Genomic DNA, 21628 nt, shown 5'->3' on the forward strand with positions numbered 1-21628 from the left:
GCCGCGCCGGGGCCGCACCGATGACGCGGCCCCCTCGGGTCCTGCACCCGGCCGACTGCCGACTACGGTCGCCCCATGCCGCTGGTCTTCCACTGGGGCGGCCCCCGGCACGGTGAGGTCGACGAGGTGCCCGCCGAGTCGCTCGCGTCCTCGGTGCTGGTCTACGACGGGCCACGCTGGTTCGGCGTCTACCAGCGGTTCGAGCCCCGGCAGCTGCGGACCACCGCGCAGGGCCTGGCCGAGGTGTGGGTCGTCCGCGAGTAGCCGCGGCACCTCGTCGAGGGGCGTCGTCGTCAGGCGTCGGCACCCGGCTGGTGACCGGGCACCCCGACCTCGCGCAGGTCGGTGACCGCCAGGACCCGGCCGGCCGGGTAGAGATCGATCTGGGCGTCCTCGGTGAGGGCCGACACCACGGTCAGCCAGCCGGCGGGGCCGAAGCGGACGATCCTCCCCGGCAGCTCGACCGGGCGGGACGCATCCGACGGGTCCTCGACCACGACCCGGCCCTCGTACAGGTGGCGGTCGTTGACGGTGGTGATGTCCATCGGACCATCCTCCTGCTCGCGACGCCCGCCATCGGACGCTCATCGGCGAGGAGATCCACCCCTCATCGGGGGGACCGGGCCCTCGTCGCCGCCGGTGACCCGTACAGTCGGTCCCGGTCGCTGTTGTGCCTCTGCCTCGTTCTCGAACGTCCGCAGTCGTCTCTGCCTGACGTTCCTCTCGGTCCTGCCGGTCGGTGCGGCGACCCAGGACCGACGCCTGTCGGTCCTGACGCGACAGCACGGAGAGAAGACGACATGGCTCAGGGCACTGTGAAGTGGTTCAACGCGGAGAAGGGCTTCGGCTTCATCGAGCAGGACGGCGGCGGCGCCGACGTCTTCTGCCACTTCTCGGCCATCAGCGGCAGCGGCTACCGGTCGCTGGAAGAGGCGCAGCGCGTCGAGTTCGACATCACCCAGGGCCAGAAGGGTCCGCAGGCGGAGAACGTCCGCGCCCTGTGACCGACGGGTGAGGGGGCACGGCGCGACGCCGTGCCCCCTCACCCCGGGTGTGCCCGGCCCGAGGCGGCCGGTCCCGCCACGGAGCCGCTCAGGCTCCCGACGGACGAGCGCGCCGTGGCCGGCGGCTCCCCTCGACGCACGACGTCGACGGGGTCCGGCACGTCACTCGGAGAGGCGCGCGTCGAGCGCGCGGCCGACGGCACGGCCCGCAGCGGCTGACCCGCGACGAGGAGGTCTGGCGACTCCTCCCGCCGCTCGACCGGCCCCGCGGGCATGGATCGGACGCCCTCCGTGTTGGGTGGGTGACGGTCCGCCCACAGACGGGCGTCGACCTCCCCGACCCCAGACCATCGAAGGACGCTGCCTGCCCGTGACCTCCCCCCGACCCGACACCGCCCGGCGCCGGGAGCGCTCCGCCGTCCGCTCGGCGACGGCCCGGGACACCGACCGCAGCGCCGCGCGCGCGGAGAAGCGGGCCCAGCAGAGCTGGGTGGAGGGCGCGGCCCCCACGCTGCCCGTCCGGGCCACCCCGCCCGCCGAGGTCGTGTTCCACCTCGGTCCCACCAACTCCGGCAAGACCTACGAGTCCCTGCAGGCCCTGGCCGCGACCGGCTCCGGCGTGTACGCGGCGCCGCTGCGCCAGCTCGCCCACGAGGCGTACGAGAAGCTCTCGGCCCAGCTGCCCTCCGGCACGGTGGGCCTGTCCACCGGCGAGGAGGAGATCGACCCGTCGGCCCCGATCGTGTGCTGCACGGTCGAGAAGGCACCGATGCGCGGCGAGCTGCTCGTCCTCGACGAGTCGCACTGGGTCGCCGACCCCGACCGCGGCCACCACTGGGCCCGCCTGCTGCTCACCGGCGAGTACCGCGAGATGCACCTGATCTCCGCCGCCGAGGCCCACCCCCTGCTGGAGCCCCTGGTGTCCGACGCCGGGCGCGTGACGGTGGTCGACCACCGGCGGCTGTCGCGGCTGGACGTCCTGCGCGCCCCGGTGCAGCCTGCCGACGTCCGGCCGCAGACGCTCGTCGTCGCCTTCTCCCGCAAGACGGTCTACGCCGTCGCCGCGGAACTGAACCGGCACCGACCGGGCAAGGTCGGCGTGCTCTACGGCGCGCTGCCCCCGGCGACCCGCCGCGAGGTCATCGAGCGGTTCACCGCCGGGGAGACCGAGGTGCTGGTCACCACCGACGTCATCGGCCACGGCATCAACGTGCCGGCGACCACGGTGCTGTTCGCCGAGACCACCAAGTTCGACGGGCAGCGGGTGCGGCCGCTGCGCAGCTGGGAGACCGCCCAGATCGCCGGACGGGCCGGCCGGTACGGACTGACGGGTCACGGCCGGGTCGGCGTGCTGACCGGGGTGGCCGGGCTCCGGCCCGACCCCGGGCTGCTCGCCGCCGGCGCGGCGGTCGCCCGCGGCGACGCCGTCAGCGACCTGCCCAAGCGCGCACCCCGGCTGCGCCCGGAGCTGGCGGACCTCGGCGCCTTCGAGGCCGTCGACCTGCCCGAGGCGCTGACCCGGTGGATGGCGTGGGCCCAGGCGGCCACCCGCGACGAGGCGATGACCGCCGACGACGTCACCACCCTCGTGCTGCGGGTGCGCGCGCTGCTGCCGCTGCTGCGCGGCTCCCTCGGCGCTGCCGGCGACCTGGAGACCGTGTGGCGGCTGGTGGAGCTGGCCATCGACTACGACCCGCCGCGCCGCACCCGCTGGCTCACCCTGGCCGAGGCCGCTCTGCGGTCCGCCGTCGGCCTGCCCGTGCGGCCGGAGACCGTGCTGCCGGACGTCCCCCGCGGCGGCAGCGTCGAGGACTTCGAGCAGGCCGCCGCGGCCGCCCGCGACGCCCAGACGCTGCTCCGCCGGTTCCCCGGCGTCGCGGGGCTGACCAGCGACGACGCGGCGTGGGTCGAGGAGGAGTGCGCCGAGAGCATCTCCATCCTGCTGCCCGGCGCGATCTCGCTGGTCCGGTCCGCCCGGTGCGTGCAGTGCGGGACGGCCATCGCGCCCCGGTTCACCACCTGCCGGCCGTGCAGTGCGCCCGTCGGGCGCGGCGGCGGCGAGCGGGACCGCCGCCCTGCCGGCGGCCACCGGACGGCGGGCCGTGCCGCCGGCCGCGAGCTCGGTGCGCGGCGCGGTGGACCGAGGGGACGGGCCCGCCGGGGCTGACGCGCGGGAGGCGGGCTGCGCGGCCCGAGACGCGCCTCAGCGGTGTGCCGACCCCGACTCGGAGTCGGCCACCGCCCCGGTGACCCCGCAGCCGATCTCCCGGGCGTCGTCCATCCCGTCCCGGACGTGGATGGCGAGCCGGATCCGCGCGTCCACCACGTCGTCCAGCCAGGCGTCCGCGTCGTCGTAGTGCCGGGTCGCGTCCGTGACGTCGCTGCGGATCTCCAGGTCCAGCCGGCCGCGGCCGACGAGCTCCTCGAGGATCTCCGCGACGGCCGAGCTGACGCAGCCGTGGCCACCGGGGTTCTCCGGGTACAGCGGGGCCGGCCGCAACGGGGCCCATCCCGGGTCCGGGGTGGTGGCCGGGTTGCCGTCGCGGTCCGCCTGGTGGATCGCGCGGCGAACACCCGCGCCGTGTCCCCGATGTCCGTCCCGTGACGAGCGGCCCGGTCGCGCAGGGCGTCCTGGTACTGGCGCACGGGTCGTCGCTCCAGAACAGGGCGAGGTCGGTCTGCTCCGCCGTCCGGCTGGTGCTGGTCGCCGACCCCGTGGCCGCCACCTCGGCGACGTCGGCGGCGTACGCCTCGCTGTCCAGGGGGTCGGGCCCGTCGGTCGCGAACCGCTCGGGCGACTCGACGACGAGCGGCTCGACGAAGCCCAGCCACGGGGCCGGCATCTCGCCGGTACCGGTCGGCACCCACGTCCCCGCGGGCGGCTCGGCGGGCCGGGGGAGGGTGATCGGGGCGTCCCGGCCGTCGTCCGCGCGGTCGGCCAGGACGGCGACCGCGACGACCCCTCCGCGCGGTGCGGTTCCTGGTCACGGTCTGCCTCCCGGCCTGCCACGTCCTCCTCCGTGGTGCCTGGCAACGAGGGGACGCTGGACCCGGGCAGGGGCGGCGGACAGGGCACTGCGACCCGGTCGGGGACCGGATCGCGCGGCCGGTAGCCTCCGCCCGGTGCCCGACGTCACGCTCCAGCGCGACACCCGGCGGCGCCTCGACGCCCTCACGTTCGGGCTGTTCACCGTCGCCCTGGGCACCAACATCCCCACCCCGCTGCTGCTGGTCTACCGGCAGACGCTGGACCTGTCCGACGCCGACCTCACCGCCGTCTTCGGCTGCTACGCGATCGGCCTGATCGCGGCGCTGACCGTCTCCGGCGGGCTGTCGGACCGGTTCGGCCGGCGGTCGCTGGTGCTGCCGTTCGCCGTCCTCGCCGGGGTCGTGTCGCTGCTGTTCCTCCCCGCCGTGGAGAACCTGCCGCTGCTCTACCTGGGCCGGCTGCTGCAGGGGGTCGTGTCCGGGGTGGTGTTCTCGGTCGCCAACGCGTGGCTGCAGGAGCTCGCCGGTCCCGGCGGTCAGCAGTCGGCGGCCACCCGCGGCGCGGTGTCGACGTCCCTCGGCTTCGCCGTCGCCCCGGCGATGAGCGGCGTGCTCGCCCAGTACGGCCCGGCACCCACGACCCTGCCGTACCTGGTGCACGTCGCCGTCCTCGTGGTCGGGATCGGCGCGCTGCTCACCGTCCCGGAGACCGTGCACGTCCGGCGGCCGGGCCGGCTGATGGAGCTGGGCCTGCCCCCGGAGGCGCGGCGGCCGTTCTGGGCGGTGCTCGCGCCCACCGCGTCCGGCGTGTTCGCCTTCCCGACCGTCGCGGCCACGCTGCTGCCGCTGCTCGTGGTCGCCGACGGTGTCGGCGTCGCCTACGCCGGCCTGATCGCGGGGCTGTCCCTGGCGGCCAGCGCGGTCGCGGCCCGGGTCGGGCGCCGGGCGGACAGAGGAGCCGGGCCGCTGGGGATGGTGTTCGGCGCGCTCGGCCTCGCGATCGGCGTGGCCGCGATCGTGGCCGGTTCCGAGCCGCTGCTGCTGCCGGCGTCGGTGCTGATGGGCGCCGGCGGCGGGCTCTGCCTCACCGCCGGGCTCACCCTGACCGCCCGGCTGGCGCCGCCGCAGGCGCGCGGGGCGATGAACAGCGCCTTCTACGCCTTCGCCTACGCCGGCTTCGGCACCCCGCTGTTCCTCGCCTGGCTGGGCTCCGCGATCGGCACCGTCCTCGCGATGTCGGCCTTCGTCGCCGTCCCGGTCGCGCTGGCCGCCTGGCTGTCGTGGGAGCTGCGCCGGGCGCCCTGACGGGGACGCCTCAGCGGCGCAGCGGGTCGAGCGAGGGGATGCGCCACAGCCACAGGGCGAGCAGCCCGCTGAGCACGAGCAGTGCCGACGCCAGCGCGACGACGGCGGGCCACGCCCCCGCGGTCCAGGCGGTCCCGGCCAGGCTGCCGAACACCGACGACCCGAGGTAGTAGGCGAACAGGTAGAACGAGGCGGCCTGTCCCGCGGCGACGCCGCCGGCCCGGGCGCGCGCGGGCACCCACCCGCTGGCCACCCCGTGGACGGCGAAGAAGCCGGCGGTCAGGACGGCCAGGCCGGCTACGAGGAGCGGCAGCGACGCCGGCAGCGTGAGCAGCACGCCGGCGACGGCGGCCAGGCAGCCGACCGGCACGACGGCGCGGCGGGAGAACCGGCCGGCCAGCCGCCCCGCCAGCGCCGAGCTCACCGACCCGACCGGGTAGACGAGGAACACCAGGCCGGCCGCGGCGAGCCCCAGCGAGAACGGCGCGGCGGTCAGCCGGAAGCCCACCGCGTTGAAGACCGCGACGAGCGCGCCGGCCGAGCAGGCACCGACGGCGTACAGCGTGAGCAGTCCCCGGTCGGCGAGCGCGCGCCGCGCCATCGTGGCCAGCACGCCGAGCCGGGCCGGGGCGGGCACGAACCCGCGCGAGGGCGGCAGCAGCAGCCACACGGCGAGGGCGCAGAGCGCGACGACGACGCCGACGGCGGCCAGCGCCCAGCGCCAGCCCGCGACGTCGGCGACCGCGCCGGTCACCAGGCGTCCGGTCATCCCGCCGAGCGCGGTGCCCCCGATGTAGAGGCCGGCCGCCCGGGCGTGCGTGTCGCGGTGCAGCTCCTCGTGCAGGTAGGCGGTGGCCACCGCGGGCAGCCCGGCCAGCGTCACCCCCTCCAGCAGCCGCAGGACCAGGAGCACCTCCCAGGTGGGCGCGACCGCGCAGGCGAGGGCCACCACGGCGGACGACGTCAGCGACAGGTGGATCAGCCGCGTGCGGCCCACCACCTCCGACAGCGGTCCCGCGACGAGCAGCGCTCCGCCCAGCCCCACGGTCGTGAGCGACAGGGACAGCGTGCTCTGGGCCGCGGACACCGAGAAGGACCGCGCGAGCTCGGGCAGCAGCGCCTGGGTGCTGTACAGCAGCGCGAACGTCGCGATGCCGGCGGCCACCAGCGAGGCCGTGACCCGGCGGTAGCCGGCCTCGCCCGCGCGGTGGCCGACGTGGGTCCCGGCAGCCGGGCGGGCGACGCCGCTGCTCCCGTCCTGGCGGACCGGCATCAGGACGCGACCCGCCACCGGTCGCCGTCCACCCAGGGGACGACGTCGGTGACCGGCTGCCACGTCGCGGGCGCGTCCGCGCACCCCGGGCAGTGCCCGCCGTGCGGGATCCCGGCCACCTCGGCGCCCTCGCGGTGCACGCCGGCGACGGCGACGGCGCACCGCGCGTCCCGCACCTCCACCACCAGGTCGCTGCGCCTCTCCGTGCGGGAGCCGATCGGACCTCCCCAGTATGTGCCGTCCGGCGGGCACCGGTGACGCGGCTCCCCGCTCCGGCCGCGCCGCCGGGCGGCTGCACGTGCTCCGCCCCCGCCGAGCCGGGGCCGTCGATGCCCCCGGACGCCGGGAGGGCGGCGGGGCCCTGGTCAGACCTCCGGGGGCGGTCGCCGAGGTGGTCCGATCCCGGGGAGTGCCGCTACGGTCCAGCGTGTGTGACCCAGCTCACAAGGAGATCCCGTGACGACGACACCTCCACGCCCGCGCTCGTCCGCCCGCCCGCGCGCCGCGGCAGCGGACCCGGCCCCGCCCGAGGAACCGGTCGCGCCGGTCGAGGGCGGCGAGCCCGTCGGGCTCCCCTCTCCGCGGGGCATGGTCCGGGGCGTGGCCACGGTCCTCACCCAGCCGGGACCGCTGGCCCGGGAGGCCGTCCGGCTCGGGAGGGACGCCGCGCGCATCCTCCGGGGCAGCACCGAGATCGCCCCCTCGCCGAAGGACCGGCGCTTCGCCGACCCGGCCTGGTCGCTGCACCCCGGCTACCGCCGGCTGGCCCAGTCCTACCTCGCGACGACGGCGTCGCTGGACCGCCTGGTCGACGACTTCGCCGCCGAGGGGGCCCACTGGCGCGAGGTCGAGCAGGTGCGGTTCGTGTTCAACGCGCTGACCAGCGCGATGGCGCCCACGAACACCCTGATGGGCAACCCGGCGGCGCTGAAGCGGGCGTTCGACACCGCCGGGCTCAGCCTGGCCCGCGGCCTGCGCAACGCCCTGTCCGACCTGGTGCGCAACGGCGGGATGCCCTCGCAGGTCGACCGCAGCGCCTTCACGGTCGGCGAGGACCTCGGCATCACCCCGGGCGCCGTCGTCCACCGCGACGAGGTCGTCGAGGTCATCCAGTACTCGCCGTCGACGCCCACGGTCCGCTCGCGCCCGCTGGTGATCGTCCCGCCGCCCATCGGCCGCTTCTACTTCCTCGACCTGCGACCGGGCCGCAGCCTGGTCGAGTACGCGGTCAGCCGGGGCCTGCAGGTCTTCATGATCAGCTGGCGCAACCCGACGCGGGAGCAGTCCGAGTGGGGCCTCGACGAGTACTCGCAGGGCGTCGTCACCGCCGTCGACGTCGCCCGCGAGGTCACCGGCTCGCCGGACGTCACCACGCTCGGCCTGTGCGCCGGCGGACAGATCATGACGACGGCGCTGAACCACCTGGCCGCGACCGGCGACGACCGCGTGCACGCCGCCGGGTACGCGGTGACCCTGCTCGACTTCTCCACCCGGGCACCGCTCGGCGCCTTCTCCGGCCCGCGGGTGCTCGAGGTGGCCCGGCGCAACTCCCGCCGCCGCGGCGTCATCTCCGCCCGGCAGATGGGCTCGATGTTCACCTGGATGCGCCCGGACGACCTGATCTTCAACTACCTGGTGAACCAGTGGCTCATGGGTGAGGACCCGCCCGCGTTCGACATCCTCGCCTGGAACGCCGACGGCACGAACCTGCCCGCCCGCCTGCACGAGCAGTTCCTCGACGTCTTCGCGCACAACGCCCTGGTCAAGCCCGGGGCGCTGCGGGTGCTGGGGACGCCGGTGCACCTGAGCCGGATCACCGTGCCCACCTTCGTCACCGGAGCGCTCACCGACCACATCACCCCGTGGGACGGCTGCTACCGCACCACCCAGCTGCTCTCCGGGCCGAGCACCTTCGTGCTCAGCTACAGCGGCCACATCCAGAGCCTGGTCAACCCGCCCGGCAATCCCAAGGCCAGCTACTGGACCGGCGGGGAGCCCGGGCCGGACCCGCACGCCTGGCGCGCCGCCGCCGAGCAGCACACCGGCAGCTGGTGGGAGCCGTGGTCGGAGTGGGCGCTGGAGCGCTCCGGCGACGAGGTCCCGGCACCGGAGAGCCTGGGCAGCGCGGACCACCCGCCCCTGGAGCCGGCGCCGGGCTCCTACGTCCGGGACCGCGTCCCCGGCTGACGCGCCCGGGCACCCGCACCGCTCCCGCCGACCGCCCCGGGTACCCGCTCGGGGTCCGACCGGTGCGCGGCCCACCCGGGTCGGCGTCCGGTCGCCACCGCGAGGCCGACCCGTCGGGGGCTGCGCGCGGCAGACCTCCCGGACGACCGCGAGGGCCATCTGCTTAGGTGAGGCTGCCCTTAGATGACCGTGCGGGTCGGTGCGGTGCGCCTGCGCGCCACCGGTCGCCCCGTTCCCGCGGCGTGCGCCGCGGACTGCCGGAAGGACGTGCACCCCCGTGCGCCTGCGAACCCTCACCACCGCCGTCGTCGCCGCGACGGCCCTCAGCGCCTGCGGCTCCTCCGCCGGGGACGCCGAGGAGGCCTCCGCCCAGGAGCCCGGCCCGGCGGAGACCCGGTCGGTCGCCCACGTCCTGGGGACCACGGAGGTGCCGACCGACCCCCAGCGGGTCGTCACCCTCGACACCCCGCACCTCGACACCGCGCTGTCCCTGGACGTCACTCCGGTCGGCTCGGTGCAGTCCGACGTCGCCGCGGGTCTCCCCGAGTACCTGGGTGACCGGACCCAGGGCATCGAGGTCGTGGGGACGATCGAGGAGCCCGACCTCGAGGCGATCACGGCCCTGGAGCCGGACCTGATCCTCTCCTCGAGCGTCCGCCACGAGGCGATCTACGACCAGCTCAGCCAGATCGCCCCGACCGTCTTCACCGACTACACGGACGGCTGGCGGGCGATGTTCACGACCACCGCGGACGCCCTGGGCCGGGCCGAGGAGGGCGAGGAGGCGCTGGCCGGCTACGACGCGCGGGTCGACGAGGTCGGCGAGGCCGTCGGCGCCGAGGGGGCGACCGCCTCGATCGTCCGCTTCCTGCCCGAGGAGACGCGGATCTACGGGCCCGAGACCTTTTCCGGGAGCGTGCTGGCCGACGTCGGGTTCACCCTGCCGCAGCTCTCCTACGACGAGTACTCCATGGCCTACGTCAGCGCGGAGCAGATCGACCAGGCCGACGCCGACGTCGTCTTCTCGACCACCTACGGCGAGCCGGGCGCGACCACCAAGGGGACCGTCACGGCCGTGTGGGACTTCCTCGAGGCCGTCCCCGACTGCGCCTTCGAGGTCGACGACGACGAGTGGATGCTCGGCATCGGCCTGCTCGGCGCCGAGGTCGTCCTCGACGACGTCGAGACCGCCCTGGCCGGGTCCGGCTGCCTCTGACCGCACCCCGGACCACCACGACGCCACCCGCTCCGGCGCACCGCGGTGCGCCGGAGCGGGTGGCGCCGCCACGCCCGGCGACACCCCCCGCACGTCACCCCCTGCACCTCGGCGACCGTCACGCGACGGTGCCCCGCTTGCACATCGCGTAACCAGTCGGACTAAGGTGAGCCTTACCTAACTGGCTCTCCTGGAGGTCCGTTGCTGTCCCCTCCCTCGGCCGCCGGCAGCGGCTGCGCACACGCTCTGCCGCCCACCGTCCTCCCGCCCGGGATCCCCGACCTGCTGCGCGCCTCCGCCCGCACCGGGACGGTCAGCGGCTACGTCTACGACCCGCTGGTCGCCGCCGGCCGCGCCCGCGCGCTCCGCGCGGTCCTCCCCGCGTGGGCGTCGCTCTTCTTCGCGGCGAAGGCCAACGGCTTCCCGGCGGTGCTCGCCGCGCTGGCCGGCCCCGGCGGCGTGGACGGCTTCGAGGTCGCCTCCCGTGCCGAGGCCGACGCCGCCCGGGCCGCGCTCCTCGCCGCCGGCCGGTCCCCCCGGCTGCTGGCCGCCGGACCGGCGAAGACCCCGGCCCTGCTCGGCGCGCTGCTGGACGCCGGGACCGAGGTCGTGCACGCCGAGAGCCCGCTCGAGCTGGCCCGGCTGTCCGCGCTGGCCGAGGCCCGGAGCCGGACCGTGCGCGTCGGCCTGCGGGTGAACCCCGCAGCGGTCGGGGTGCGCGGCACCCTGGCCATGGGCGGGCGCCCGGCTCCGTTCGGCGTCCCCGAGCCCGACGTCCCGGAGGTCCTCGCCCTCGCCCGCTCGCTGCCGGGCCTGGACGTCGTCGGCTTCCACGTGCACGCCGTCTGCGGCAACCGCGACGCGCGGGCGCACGCCGCCTACGTCGCGTGGTGCCTGGACTGGGCGGCACGGACCGCCCGGGAGCACCGGGTGGACCTGCGCTGGGTCGACGTCGGTGGCGGGCTCGGCGTCGCCTACGGCGGGGAGGCGCCGCTGGACCTCGACCTGCTCGGCGAGGAGCTGCACCGGCTCGCTCCCCCGGCCGGCGTCGAGGTCGCCCTCGAACCCGGCCGCTGGCTGGCCGCCGACTGCGGCTGGTACGCCGCCGAGGTCGTCGACGTCAAGCGCTCCTACGGCACGGCCTACGTCCTCGTGCGCGGCGGCATCGGCGGCTTCGCGCTGCCCGGCACCGAGGACTTCCCCTTCCCCCTCACCGTGCTCCCGGTCGAGGACTGGCCGTCCGGCCTGCCGCGTCCGGAGCTCCGCGACGTCCCCGTGACGGTCGTCGGGGAGCTGTGCACGCCGGAGGACGTCCTGGTCCGCGACGTCGTCGTCGACCGGGTCCGGGCCGGCGACCTGGTGGTCGTCCCGCAGGCCGGCGCCTACGGCTGGGAGTTCGCCCTGCAGTCCTTCCTCGGCCACCCGCCGGCCACCCGCGACGTCGTCCCCGCGCCGGGAGCCGACGTCCCTCCTGCCCCGCCCGTCCTCGTTCCCGACCTGGAGGTCGTCCCGTGAGCACCGCACTCGGCACCACCGCCGTCGACCGCACCGCCCGTGACCGCACCGCGCCGCCCGACCCCGCCGGCGTGCTCGCCCGGCAGGCGGCCCGCGAGTCCGCCGCCCGCACCTACGCCCGGACCTTCCGCATCGTGCCGGTGCACGCCCGGGGGATGACGGTGACCGGCGCCGACGGCCGCCGCTACCTCGACTGCCTGTCCGGCGCCGGGACACTGGCCCTCGGCCACAACCACCCGGTCGTCGTCGAGGCGGTGCAGCGCGTCATCGAGCGGGGCGCACCGTGGCACGCCCTGGACATCGCCACCCCGGAGAAGGACGAGTTCACCGACGCGCTCTTCGCCGCGCTCCCGCCCGGGCTGGCCGGGCACGCCAAGGTGCACTTCTGCGGGCCGGCCGGCACCGACGCCGTCGAGGCCGCGCTCAAGCTGGCCCGCACCGCCACCGGGCGCAGCGGCGTGGCGGCGTTCACCGGCGCCTACCACGGGATGACCGCCGGCGCCCTGGCCGCCTCCGGCGGGGTGGCGGTCAAGGAGCCGATGACCGGCGTCGCCGCCGAGGCCGCCCGGCTGCCCTACCCCCACGCCTACCGCTGCCCGTTCGGGCTCGGGGACGCCTCCGGTGAGGTGTCGGCGCGGTACGTCGAGCGGCTGCTCGACGACCCCAACGGCGGCATCGTGCCGCCCGCGGCGATGATCCTGGAGGCGGTGCAGGGCGAGGGCGGCGTCATCCCCGCGCCGCTGCCCTGGCTGCGGGAGATGCGGCGGATCACCGCCGAGCGGGGCATCCCGCTCGTCGTCGACGAGGTGCAGACCGGCGTGGGCCGCACCGGCACCATGTGGGCGATCGACGCCGCCGGGGTGGAGCCCGACGTCATGGTCCTGTCCAAGGCGATCGGCGGGAGCCTGCCCCTGGCCGTGGTGGTCTACGCCGACCACCTCGACTCGTGGGCGCCCGGCGCCCACACCGGCACCTTCCGCGGCACCACCCTGGCGATGGCCGCCGGTGCCGCCACGCTGCGGCACGTGCTCGCCGAGCGGCTGCCCGAGCGGGCCGACGCACTGGGCCGGCGCCTGCGGGCGGGGCTCACGACCCTGGCGAGCGCGCACCCCTCGATCGGCGAGGTGCGCGGCCGGGGGCTGATGAACGGCATCGAGCTGGTCGAGCCGGACGCCGCGCCCGACGCCTGCGGCGCCCGGCCGGCCGCTCCGGGGCTGGCCGTGGCGGTCCGCGCCGAGTGCCTGCGCCGCGGGCTGATCGTCGAGCTGGGCGGGCGGCACGACAGCGTCGTCCGGTTGCTGCCGCCGCTGGTGATGACCGACGAGGAGGCCGGCGCCGTCCTCGACCGCCTCGACGCCGCCCTCACCGCCGCGGAGCGGGAGCACCGGGCATGACCGCCGTCGTCCCCGGCCGGCCGGCCACCGGCGGGCTCCGGGGCTCCACCGAGCGCGACCTGACCGACCTGGTGGCGCTCTCGCTCGACGCGCTGGCCGCCGGACGGGAGGCACGGGGTGGGCCGGTCCCCGCCGGCGACCCCCGGCAGGTGACCGCCGACGTCGACGCCGCGCTGACCGGTGGTGTCCTGCCGCAGGACGGGATCGGTGAGCGGGCCGCCCTCGTCGGGCTGGTGAGCACCGTCGCCGCGGGCGCCGCCGACCCGGCCGACCCGCGGTGCGCGGCCCACCTGCACTGCCCGCCGCTGCCCGTCGCGGTCGCGGCCGACCTGGCCGCCAGCGCGCTGAACCAGTCGCTGGACAGCTGGGACCAGGCGCCCGCCGCCACGGTGCTCGAGGAGCGGGTCGTCGCCGCGCTCGCCGAGCTGGCCGGTCTGCCCGGTGGCGGCGGGGTGGTGACCACCGGCGGGACGGGGTCGACCTACACCGCGCTGCTGCTGGCACGGGACGCCGCACCCGGACCGGTGCGGCTCTACGCGGGTACGGCCGCGCACTTCTCCGTGGAACGGGCCGCACACCTGCTGGGACTGCCACCGGTCGTCGCGGTGCCGCCGTCGGCCGACCGGGCTCTGGACCCCGCCGCGCTGGCCGCCCTGCTGCGCGACGCACCGGTGGGCGAGCGCCCCGTCGTGGTGGCCACGGCCGGCACCACCGACCTGGGGACGATCGACCCGCTCCCGGCCGTGGCCGCGGTGGTCCGCCGCCACGGCGGGTGGCTGCACGTCGACGCCGCCTTCGGCGGGGGCCTGCTGTTCTCCGACCGGCGCCGGCACCTGCTGGCCGGCCTCGGGGACGCCGACAGCGTCTCCCTCGACCTGCACAAGTTCGGCTGGCAACCGGCCGCCGCGGGGGTGCTGCTCACCCGGGAGGCGGCCGCCTTCGCCCCGCTGGACCGGCGGGCTGCCTACCTGAACCCGGCGGACGACGAGGCGGCCGGGTACCCCAGCCTGCTCGGCCGGTCGCTGCGCACCACCCGCCGCGCCGACGTGCTGAAGATCGCCGTCACGCTGCGGGCCCTGGGGCGGGCCGGTCTCGGCGCGCTGGTGGACACCTGCTGCGACCTGGCCGCGTACGCCGCCACGCGGGTGCAGGCCGAAGCCCGGCTCGAGCTCGCCGCGGCGCCGGTGCTCAGCACCGTGGTGTTCCGCCACCGCGGCGGCGACGCGGTCAACGCCGGCCTGCGTCGCCGGCTGCTGCGCGAGGGGCGCGCGGTCGTGGGCCGGACCGAGCTGGACGGGCGGGTGCACCTCAAGCTCACCCTCCTCAACCCGGCGGCCACCCCGGCCGACGTCGACGCGCTGCTGGACCTGGTCCTGGCCGCCGGCGCCGCCGAGGAGGCCGCCGCGTGACCGCCGTCCCGACCCTGGTGTCCCCCGCCCGGCAGGCCCGGGCCGAGGCCCTCGACGTGCTGGTGCGCTGCTGGCTGCGGGAGACCGGCACCCCGGTGCCCGGTCCGGGCCCGGTCCGCGTGGACCTCCCGGCCACCGGGCGGGCCCTCGTGGTGGACGTCGTCCGCCGCTCCCCCAGCGGACGGCACGACCTGGGCGCGGTCACCACGCCCGACGGCGCCGCCCTCGACGTCGACGCCGTCGCCGGGTGGCTCACCGCCGAGGCCGCCGCCCGCGCCGGCCTGCCCGCCGGCCACGGCGAGGACGCCCGGGCCCGGATCACCGAGTCCGCCGACCGGGCCGCGGGCTACGCGGTGCTCCGGGCCGCCGAGCCCGAGCCGCCGAAGGGCCTGCCGCCGTGGCTGGCGGCCGAGCAGGGGCTGCTCGCCGGGCACCCCTGGCACCCGATGACCAAGAGCCGTGACGGCCTGCCCGACGCCGAGGACGCCACCTACGCCCCCGAGGCCCGGGGGCACTTCCCGCTGCACTGGTTCGCCGCCCGGCGGGAGGTCGTCGCCACCGGCAGCGCCGCCGGCGACGTCCCCGCGCTGCTCCACCGGCTGGCCGGCGACCTCGAGGTCCCCCGGGGGTTCCTCCCGGTCCCCGCCCACCCGTGGCAGGCGGCCCGGCTCGCGGCCCGCCCCGGCGCGGCGGCCCTGCTGGAGCGCGGCGACCTGGTCGACCTGGGGCCCGCGGGGCCGCCGTGGTGGGCCACCTCCTCGCTGCGCACCGTCGCCCGCCCGGACGTGGCGGTGATGCTCAAGCTCAGCCTGGGGCTGCGGGTGACCAACAGCCGCCGGGAGAACCTGCGCGGTGAGCTGCGGCTCGGCGTGCGCACCGCCGAGCTGGTCGACGCCGGCCTCGGCGCCGCGCTGGCCGCCGCGCACCCGCACTTCGGGCTGGTCCGCGACCCGGCCTGGGTGGGGGTCGACGGACCGGAGGGCCCGGTCGGGCTGGACACGGTGGTCCGCGACCAGCCGTTCCGGGCGGCCGACCGGGTGGCTTGCGCCGGCGCCGTCGTCGACGCCCGCCCCGACCGGGGCCGCCCGCCGGCCGCCGACCTGGTGCACGCGCTCGCGTCGCGGACCGGCCTGCCGGTGCCGCGGGCCGCGGCGCTCTGGTACCGCCGGTGGCTCCACGCCGTCGCCGTCCCCCTGCTGTGGCTGCACGGCCGCTGGGGCATCGGCCTGGAGGCGCACCTGCAGAACGTGCTCGTCGGGCTGGACGGCGACGGGCTGCCCGACCGCGGCTGGTACCGCGACAACCAGGGCTGGTACGCCGCCGCCTCCCGGGTCCCGCAGCTGCGGACCCTGCTGCCCGGGATCGGCGGGGACACGGGCCTGGTGTTCGACGACGCGCTGGTCACCGACCGGGTCGTCTACTACCTGGGGGTCAACAACCTGATCGGCTGCGCCGCCGCCCTCGCCGGCGCGGGGCTGGCCGACGAGGCGGACCTGCTCGGCGTGCTCGCCGACGTGCTGCGCGACCACCTGGCCGGACCCACCCCGTCCCCGGCCGCCGCGCTGCTGCTGGAGGCCGACCGGCTGCCGGTCAAGGCCAACCTGCTCACCGGGGTCGACGGCCGCGACGAGCTCGACGGCCCGGTCGCCGCCCAGTCCGTGTACGTGCAGATCCCCAACCCGCTCCGAGAGGTGCTCCCGTGACCACGCACGACCTGCTCGGGATCGGCCTGGGGCCCTTCGGCCTGTCGCTGGCCGCCCTCGCCGACGGGGTCGACGACCTCGACGCCGTCTTCCTCGACCAACGGCCGGCCATGTCGTGGCACCCGGGGCTGCTGCTGGAGGGCGCGACGCTGCAGGTGCCGTTCCTCGCCGACCTGGTCACCCTGGTGGACCCGACCAGCCCGTGGTCCTACCTGGCCTACCTCCGGGCCCACGGCCGGCTGTTCCGCTTCTACCTCGCCGAGCGGTTCCAGGTGCCGCGCGCGGAGTACGACGACTACCTGCGCTGGGTCGCCGAGTCGCTGCCCAGCTGCCGGTTCGGCCGGCGGGTGGACGCGGTGGAGTGGGACGGCGGGGGTACCGACGGCGGGGCCTTCGTCGCCACGGTCACCGACACCGCCACGTCCCGCCGCAGCACCGTGCGCGCCCGCACCGTCGTCCTCGGCGTGGGCACCGAGCCGGTCGTCCCCGCGCCGTTCGCGGACCTGCTGGGCAAGCGGGTGGTGCACGCCGGCCAGTACCTCGACGCCCGGCCGGCCCTGCTCGAGGCCGGCTCGGTGACCGTGGTGGGGTCCGGGCAGTCCGGCGCGGAGGTCTTCCTCGACCTGCTGCGCGCCCAGCCGGGGACGGGGGCGCGGCTGCGCTGGCTGACCCGCACGCCGTCCTTCGCGCCCATGGAGTACTCCAAGCTCGGCCTGGAGCACTTCACGCCGGACTACACCGCCTACTTCCACGGGCTGCCCGAGCCGGCGCGGGACACGCTCCTGCCGGCGCAGTGGCAGCTGTACAAGGGCATCAGCGCCACCACGATCGCCGAGCTCTACGATCTGCTGTACGAGCGCACCGTGGGGGGCCGGCAGGCCGACGCGGTCCTGCAGCCGGCCGTCGCCGTGGAGTCGGCCCGCGCCGAGGGGGACGGCTACGTCCTGGACTGCCGTCAGGTGCAGCAGGACCGCACCTTCTCCGTGCCCACCGAGGCGGTCGTGCTGGCGACCGGCTACGCCGCCCGGCGGCCGGCGCTGCTCGATCCGCTGCTGCCGCTGCTGGACCTCGACGGTCGGGGCCGCTACCGGGTCGACGCCGACCACCGGGTGGCCCTGCGCTGCCCCGGCGGGCTCTACGTGCAGAACGCCGAGACGCACACCCACGGCGTCGGCGCCCCCGACCTCGGGCTGGGCGCCTGGCGCAGCGCGACCATCCTCGGCGCCGTCACGGGCCGGCCGCTGGTCGACGTCCCGCAGCAAGGCGCGTTCACCACCTTCGGCGCGCCGTGAGGGCCCGGGTCGTCCTGGCGCTGGTCGTCGCCCTCCAGCTGGTCGCCGAGACCGCGCTGACGCCGTACTGGCCGCTGCTGCTGCGCACCCTCTTCGGCGTCGAGGAGCTCGCCGCCACCGGCACCTACCTCACCGTCTGCCGGGTCGCCGGGCTGGCGGCGCTGCCGCTGTGGGGGCTGGCGGCCCGCCGCTGGTCGCTGCCGCACCTGCTCGTCGCCGGGCTGCTCGGCTCGGCGGTGTTCGACCTCGGCCTCGCGCTCGCGCCGTCGCTGGCGGTGTTCACGGCCCTGTCCGCGGGGGTGGTGGCCACCGGCAGCGCCATGGTGCTGGCCTACCCGGCACTCGTGGCGGTGGCCGACCGCGGCCGGGGCGGCGACCGGCTGTCGGGGGTCGTCGTCTACGCGGCGGTCTTCCACGCCGCGTCGGTCCTCGCCACGGTGGTCGGCGCCGGTGTGGTGGCGCTGCCGCAGCCCCGGCTGGGGCTGGCGGCCTTCGCGGTCGCCGACCTGCTGCTCGCCGTCGCGGTCTGGCGGGTGGTCGCGAGGCGCCGGGCCGCGGTGCCCCTCCCGGTCGACGGGGCCGGCACCGGACCCGCGGCGGGCAGCGTCCGGCGGCGGCTGCCGGCCGGGGCGCTGCTCGGCGTGGCCGCGCTGGCCGTCCTGGTCGACCTCGGCACCGCCGTCCCCCGGCCCTTCTTCACCGAGCTCGTGCTCCGCGGCGGGGGCTCGCTGACCGCGGCCGCCGTCCTGTTCCTGCTGCCGGCCCTGGCCGGCCTCGCCGTCCTGCCGGCGGCCCGGCCGCTGGCCCGGCGGTGGGGCTCCCGGCTGCTGCCGGCCAGCGCGGTGCTGGCGGCCGGCGGGCTCGGTCTGCAGGCGCTCAGCGCCACCCTCGGCCCGGCCGGGCTGACCGCGCTCACCGCCGGCCGGGTGGTCCTGGGTCTCGGCCTGGGGCTCCTCGCGGTCGCCGTCGACCTGCGGGTGTTCGCCGCGGTCGGCACCGACGGGCCCGGCTTCACCGCCGTGGAGACCGCCCGCTCGGGCGCCCTGCTGGCCGCGCCGCTGCTGGCCACGGCCACGGCCGCCGTCGCGCTGCCCGCCCCGCTGGCCGCCGCCGCGGTCCTCATGGCGGCGGCCGCCCTGGTGTCCCCGCTGCTGCGGGACACCGTCGAGCCGCCCGCCGCCCCCTCCCCCGTTCCCGTCGCACCCGTCCCCGTCCCCGTCCCGGAGGTCCGAGATGTTCCCGCCCGCTGACGTCGCCGACCCGACCTGGCAGGACGCCGGCCGGCGCCTGGTGGCCAAGGCGCTGGCCGAGCTGTCCTACGAGCAGCTGATCACGCCGGTCCCCGACGGACCGGGGAGCTGGCGACTGGAGCTGCCCGGGGCGCCGGTCCACCGCTTCCGGGCCCGCCGGGGCGGCTTCGGCACCTGGCGGGTCGACCCCGGCAGCGTCGTCCGGGGCGACCGGCCGGCGCTCGACCCGGTGCGGTTCCTGCTCGACGCCCGCCCGGTGCTCGGCCTCGACGGCCCGACCACCGCCGAGGTGGTGCGCGAGCTGACCGCGACGCACACCGCCGAGGCGCGGTTGCTCGCCGACGGCCGGCCGGCCGCGGCGCTGGCCGACCTGCCCTACGCCGAGCTGGAGCAGCACCTGACCGGCCACCCGGTGCTGCTGCTCAACAAGGGCCGGCTGGGGTTCGACGCGGCCGACCTGGACCGGTACGCCCCCGAGTCCCGCGGCACCGTCCGGCTCCGGTGGTACGCCGCGCACCGCTCGGTCGCCGGCTTCCAGGCGGTGCCCGGGCTCGACCAGGCGCGGCTGCTGGCCGAGGAGCTCGACCCGGCCACCCGGCAGGCGTTCGCCGCCGCGCTCGCCGGCCGCGTCGCCGACCCCGCCGCCTACGTCTGGCTGCCCGTGCACCCGTACCAGGACGAGGCCGTCGTGCGCACCCTGTTCGCCCGGTACCTGGCCGACCGGCGGCTGGTGCCGCTCGGCGAGGGCCCGGCGGACTACCGGCCGGTCCAGTCGGTGCGCACGCTGGTGGCCCCCGGCCACCGGGACGTCAAGACGCCGCTGCTGATGCGCAACACGCTGGTGTGGCGAGGCCTGGGGACCCGCGCGACCGCGGCCGCCCCGGACGTCAGCGCCTGGCTGGCGACCCTCCCGGCCGGGGACCCCGAGTTGCGGGCCACCGGGCTGGGGCTGCTCGGCGAGGTCGCCAGCGTGGTGGTCTCCCACGACCTGTTCGACGAGGTGCACGACGTGCCCTACCGCTATCGGGAGCTGCTCGGCGCGGTGTGGCGCGAGCCGGTCGCCGCGCACCTGCGGCCGGGGGAACGCGCGCGGTCGCTCGCGGCCCTGCTGCACGTCGACCCCGCGGGCCGGGCGGTCCTGACCGAGCTCGTCGCCCGCTCCGGCCTCCCCCCGCGGGACTGGCTGGCCCGGCTGTGCGAGGCGCTGCTGCCGGGGCTGCTGATCTGCCTCACCCGCCACGGCGTGGCCTTCTGCCCGCACGGGGAGAACACCGTGGTCGTCCACGACACCGGCGACGTGCCGGTGCGGGTCCTGGTGAAGGACTTCGCCGAGGACGTCACGCTGCTGCCCGGTCGCGACTACCCGGGGCTGTCCGAGCGGGCGGACCGGGTGCTGGTGCGCTGGCCGGCGGCGGAGATGGCGCACAGCATCACCAGCGCCGTCCTCGCCGGGCACTTCCGCTTCCTGGCCGGCGTCGCCGAGGACCACCTCGGCGTTCCGGAGGGGACCTTCTGGGCGCTGGTGCGCGAGACCCTGCTGACCTGGCGGGCCGGCCACCCCGACCTCGCCGCGGCCTTCGACGACCTGGGGCTGCTCGCCCCCGAGGTCGAGCGGGTCGCCCTCAACCGGGAGCACCTGACCGGCGGCGGGTTCCACGACCGCGCCGACCGCGACGCCGCCCCCGACGTCGTCCACGGCTGCGCGCCGAACCCGCTGGCCGCCGTCCCCGCGGAGGTGCCGGCGTGACCACCCTCGAGGAGCTGCGCGCCGACGTCGACGCCGGCCGGGTCGACGAGGTCGTGCTGGCACTGCCCGACCTCGCCGGCCGGCTGCAGGGCACCCGGCTGTCGGCGCGGCACTTCCTGGACAGCACCGTGGCCGACGGGCTCGGTGCCTGCACCTACCTGCTGACCACGGACGTCGACATGGCGGTCACCGCCCGCTCGACCGAGCTCGACCCGGAGGGCACCGGCTACGGCGACATGGTCCTCGCCCCGGACCTGGCCACGCTGCGGCCGCTGCCGTGGGACCCCGGCACCGTCCTGGTGCTGGCCGACGCCCGCCATCCCGACGGGAGGCCGGTGCAGGTGGCACCGCGGCAGGTGCTGCGCAGGCAGGTCGAGGCGCTCGCCGAGCTCGGCCTGGTCCCGCTGGCCGGTGTCGAGCTGGAGTTCCGGGTCTTCACCGAGTCCTACGCAGCGGCGGAGACGGCCGGCTGGTCCCGGCTCACCCCCGCCACCCGCACCGGGGTGGACTACGCCCTGGTGGGGCTCGAGCGCATGGACGCGCTCACCCGCCGGCTGCGCCGGGAGACCGTCGCCGCCGGGCTGCGCCTGGAGTCGGCCCGCGGTGAGTGCGCCCCCGGCCAGTACGAGATCGTCTTCCGGTACGAGGAGGCGCTGGCCGCGGCCGACGCCGCGGCGTTCTACAAGACGGCCGCCAAGCAGATCGCCGCGCAGGAGGGCATGGCCCTGACGTTCATGCCCAAGTACGACGCCGCCGAGGGGAACTCCTGCCACCTGCACGTCAGCCTCCGAGGGCCGGACGGCACCCCGGTCCTCGCCGGGGACGGCGCGTACGGGGAGTCGGCGCTGCTCCGCCGGGTCCTCGCCGGCCAGCTCGCCTGCCTGCGGGAGCTGACCCTGCTGTTCGCCCCCACGGTCAACGCCTACAAGCGGCTGAGCCCGGGCGCCTTCGCCCCCACCGCGGTGGCGTGGGGGCCGGACAACCGGCTGGCCGCCCTGCGGCTGGCCGGCTCCGGGTCCTCGCTCCGGTTCGAGCACCGCGTCCCGGGTGGGGACGCCGATCCCCACCTCGCCCTGGCCGCCGTGCTCCTCGCCGCCCGGCACGGCATCGAGGCGGACCTGCCGCTGCCCGCCCCGGTGCGGGGCGCGCCCGGGACGGAGGCGCCGACCCTGCCGGCCTCGCTGTCCGAGGCCGCCGACCTCCTCGACGGCAGCGGGATCGCCCGCAAGGGCCTCGGCGACGGGGTCGTCGACGCCCTGGTCGCGGCCGCGCGCGCCGAGTGGGCCGCGTACTCGCGGGCGGTGTCCGAGTGGGAGCGTGCCCGCGGCTTCGAGCGGCGGTGACC

18 protein-coding genes are annotated in these 21628 nt (G+C 77.0%); 14 read left to right on the top strand and 4 right to left on the bottom strand.

From position 1 onward, the window contains the following. Nucleotides 1-75 precede the first annotated feature (75 nt). Nucleotides 76-264, top strand: a complete 189-nt coding sequence (locus BLR12_RS06380; protein ID WP_091375089.1) for a hypothetical protein — start codon at nucleotides 76-78, stop codon at nucleotides 262-264. Between the two features lie 29 nt (nucleotides 265-293). Here BLR12_RS06380 and BLR12_RS06385 read toward each other — a convergent pair whose 3' ends face one another. Further along, nucleotides 294-545 (bottom strand): hypothetical protein, encoded by a 252-nt coding sequence (locus BLR12_RS06385; protein WP_091375094.1) that lies wholly within the window; start codon nucleotides 543-545, stop codon nucleotides 294-296. A 255-nt stretch (nucleotides 546-800) separates the two neighbouring features. Between BLR12_RS06385 and BLR12_RS06390 the strand changes: the two genes are divergently transcribed. Both BLR12_RS06390 and BLR12_RS06395 read left to right on the top strand, forming a co-directional pair. Further along, nucleotides 801-1004, top strand: coding sequence for a cold-shock protein (locus BLR12_RS06390; protein ID WP_091375097.1), 204 nt, complete (start codon nucleotides 801-803; stop codon nucleotides 1002-1004). Nucleotides 1005-1374: 370 nt separating this feature from the next. After that, nucleotides 1375-3171 (top strand): helicase-related protein, encoded by a 1797-nt coding sequence (locus BLR12_RS06395; protein ID WP_091375099.1) that lies wholly within the window; start codon nucleotides 1375-1377, stop codon nucleotides 3169-3171. A gap of 36 nt (nucleotides 3172-3207) precedes the next feature. Here the strand turns inward: BLR12_RS06395 and BLR12_RS06400 are convergent, their stop codons facing one another. Next, nucleotides 3208-3504, bottom strand: coding sequence for a phosphatase PAP2 family protein (locus tag BLR12_RS06400; protein WP_091375101.1), 297 nt, complete (start codon nucleotides 3502-3504; stop codon nucleotides 3208-3210). A 623-nt stretch (nucleotides 3505-4127) separates the two neighbouring features. On the opposite strand from BLR12_RS06400, the gene BLR12_RS06405 reads away from it, so the two are divergent. Beyond that, the gene (locus BLR12_RS06405) at nucleotides 4128-5297 is read left to right on the top strand and encodes an MFS transporter (protein ID WP_176832381.1); all 1170 of its coding nucleotides are present in this window, start codon (nucleotides 4128-4130) and stop codon (nucleotides 5295-5297) included. 10 nt (nucleotides 5298-5307) lie between these two features. Here the strand turns inward: BLR12_RS06405 and BLR12_RS06410 are convergent, their stop codons facing one another. Beyond that, nucleotides 5308-6588 carry an MFS transporter gene (locus BLR12_RS06410; protein ID WP_255363338.1) on the bottom strand — a complete coding sequence of 427 codons (1281 nt, stop codon included), beginning with the start codon at nucleotides 6586-6588 and terminating at the stop codon, nucleotides 5308-5310. Next, nucleotides 6570-6746: a hypothetical protein gene (locus tag BLR12_RS24340; protein WP_176832382.1), complete on the bottom strand. Its 177-nt coding sequence runs from the start codon at nucleotides 6744-6746 to the stop codon at nucleotides 6570-6572. The genes BLR12_RS06410 and BLR12_RS24340 overlap by 19 nt, the downstream gene beginning before the upstream one ends. 424 nt (nucleotides 6747-7170) lie before the next feature. On the opposite strand from BLR12_RS24340, the gene BLR12_RS06420 reads away from it, so the two are divergent. The 10 genes from BLR12_RS06420 to BLR12_RS06465 all read left to right on the top strand — a co-directional run bounded on the left by BLR12_RS06420 (nucleotide 7171) and on the right by BLR12_RS06465 (nucleotide 21626). Continuing rightward, entirely contained in the window at nucleotides 7171-8757 is a 1587-nt protein-coding gene (locus tag BLR12_RS06420) for a PHA/PHB synthase family protein (RefSeq protein ID WP_255363339.1), read from the top strand. Between the two features lie 277 nt (nucleotides 8758-9034). After that, a complete protein-coding gene (locus BLR12_RS06425; RefSeq protein WP_091375111.1) occupies nucleotides 9035-9973 on the top strand; it encodes an ABC transporter substrate-binding protein in 939 nt (312 codons plus the stop codon). Between the two features lie 201 nt (nucleotides 9974-10174). Next, nucleotides 10175-11488: an alanine racemase gene (locus tag BLR12_RS06430; protein WP_218120568.1), complete on the top strand. Its 1314-nt coding sequence runs from the start codon at nucleotides 10175-10177 to the stop codon at nucleotides 11486-11488. Beyond that, nucleotides 11485-12882 carry a diaminobutyrate--2-oxoglutarate transaminase family protein gene (locus BLR12_RS06435; RefSeq protein ID WP_091375114.1) on the top strand — a complete coding sequence of 466 codons (1398 nt, stop codon included), beginning with the start codon at nucleotides 11485-11487 and terminating at the stop codon, nucleotides 12880-12882. Before BLR12_RS06430 ends, BLR12_RS06435 begins: the two co-directional genes overlap by 4 nt. After that, a complete protein-coding gene (locus tag BLR12_RS06440) occupies nucleotides 12879-14291 on the top strand; it encodes a pyridoxal phosphate-dependent decarboxylase family protein (RefSeq protein WP_091375118.1) in 1413 nt (470 codons plus the stop codon). Before BLR12_RS06435 ends, BLR12_RS06440 begins: the two co-directional genes overlap by 4 nt. After that, nucleotides 14288-15994 (top strand): IucA/IucC family protein, encoded by a 1707-nt coding sequence (locus BLR12_RS25485; protein WP_218120569.1) that lies wholly within the window; start codon nucleotides 14288-14290, stop codon nucleotides 15992-15994. Before BLR12_RS06440 ends, BLR12_RS25485 begins: the two co-directional genes overlap by 4 nt. Next, nucleotides 15991-17286, top strand: coding sequence for a lysine N(6)-hydroxylase/L-ornithine N(5)-oxygenase family protein (locus BLR12_RS06450; protein WP_091375121.1), 1296 nt, complete (start codon nucleotides 15991-15993; stop codon nucleotides 17284-17286). The genes BLR12_RS25485 and BLR12_RS06450 overlap by 4 nt, the downstream gene beginning before the upstream one ends. Continuing rightward, nucleotides 17283-18536: an MFS transporter gene (locus BLR12_RS06455; RefSeq protein WP_091375124.1), complete on the top strand. Its 1254-nt coding sequence runs from the start codon at nucleotides 17283-17285 to the stop codon at nucleotides 18534-18536. Before BLR12_RS06450 ends, BLR12_RS06455 begins: the two co-directional genes overlap by 4 nt. Then, nucleotides 18520-20283, top strand: a complete 1764-nt coding sequence (locus BLR12_RS06460; RefSeq protein WP_091375127.1) for an IucA/IucC family protein — start codon at nucleotides 18520-18522, stop codon at nucleotides 20281-20283. The genes BLR12_RS06455 and BLR12_RS06460 overlap by 17 nt, the downstream gene beginning before the upstream one ends. Continuing rightward, nucleotides 20280-21626, top strand: coding sequence for a glutamine synthetase family protein (locus tag BLR12_RS06465; protein WP_091375132.1), 1347 nt, complete (start codon nucleotides 20280-20282; stop codon nucleotides 21624-21626). Before BLR12_RS06460 ends, BLR12_RS06465 begins: the two co-directional genes overlap by 4 nt. Nucleotides 21627-21628 lie beyond the last annotated feature (2 nt).

The organism is Geodermatophilus sp. DSM 45219, from assembly GCF_900104025.1.
GTDB lineage: Bacteria > Actinomycetota > Actinomycetes > Mycobacteriales > Geodermatophilaceae > Geodermatophilus.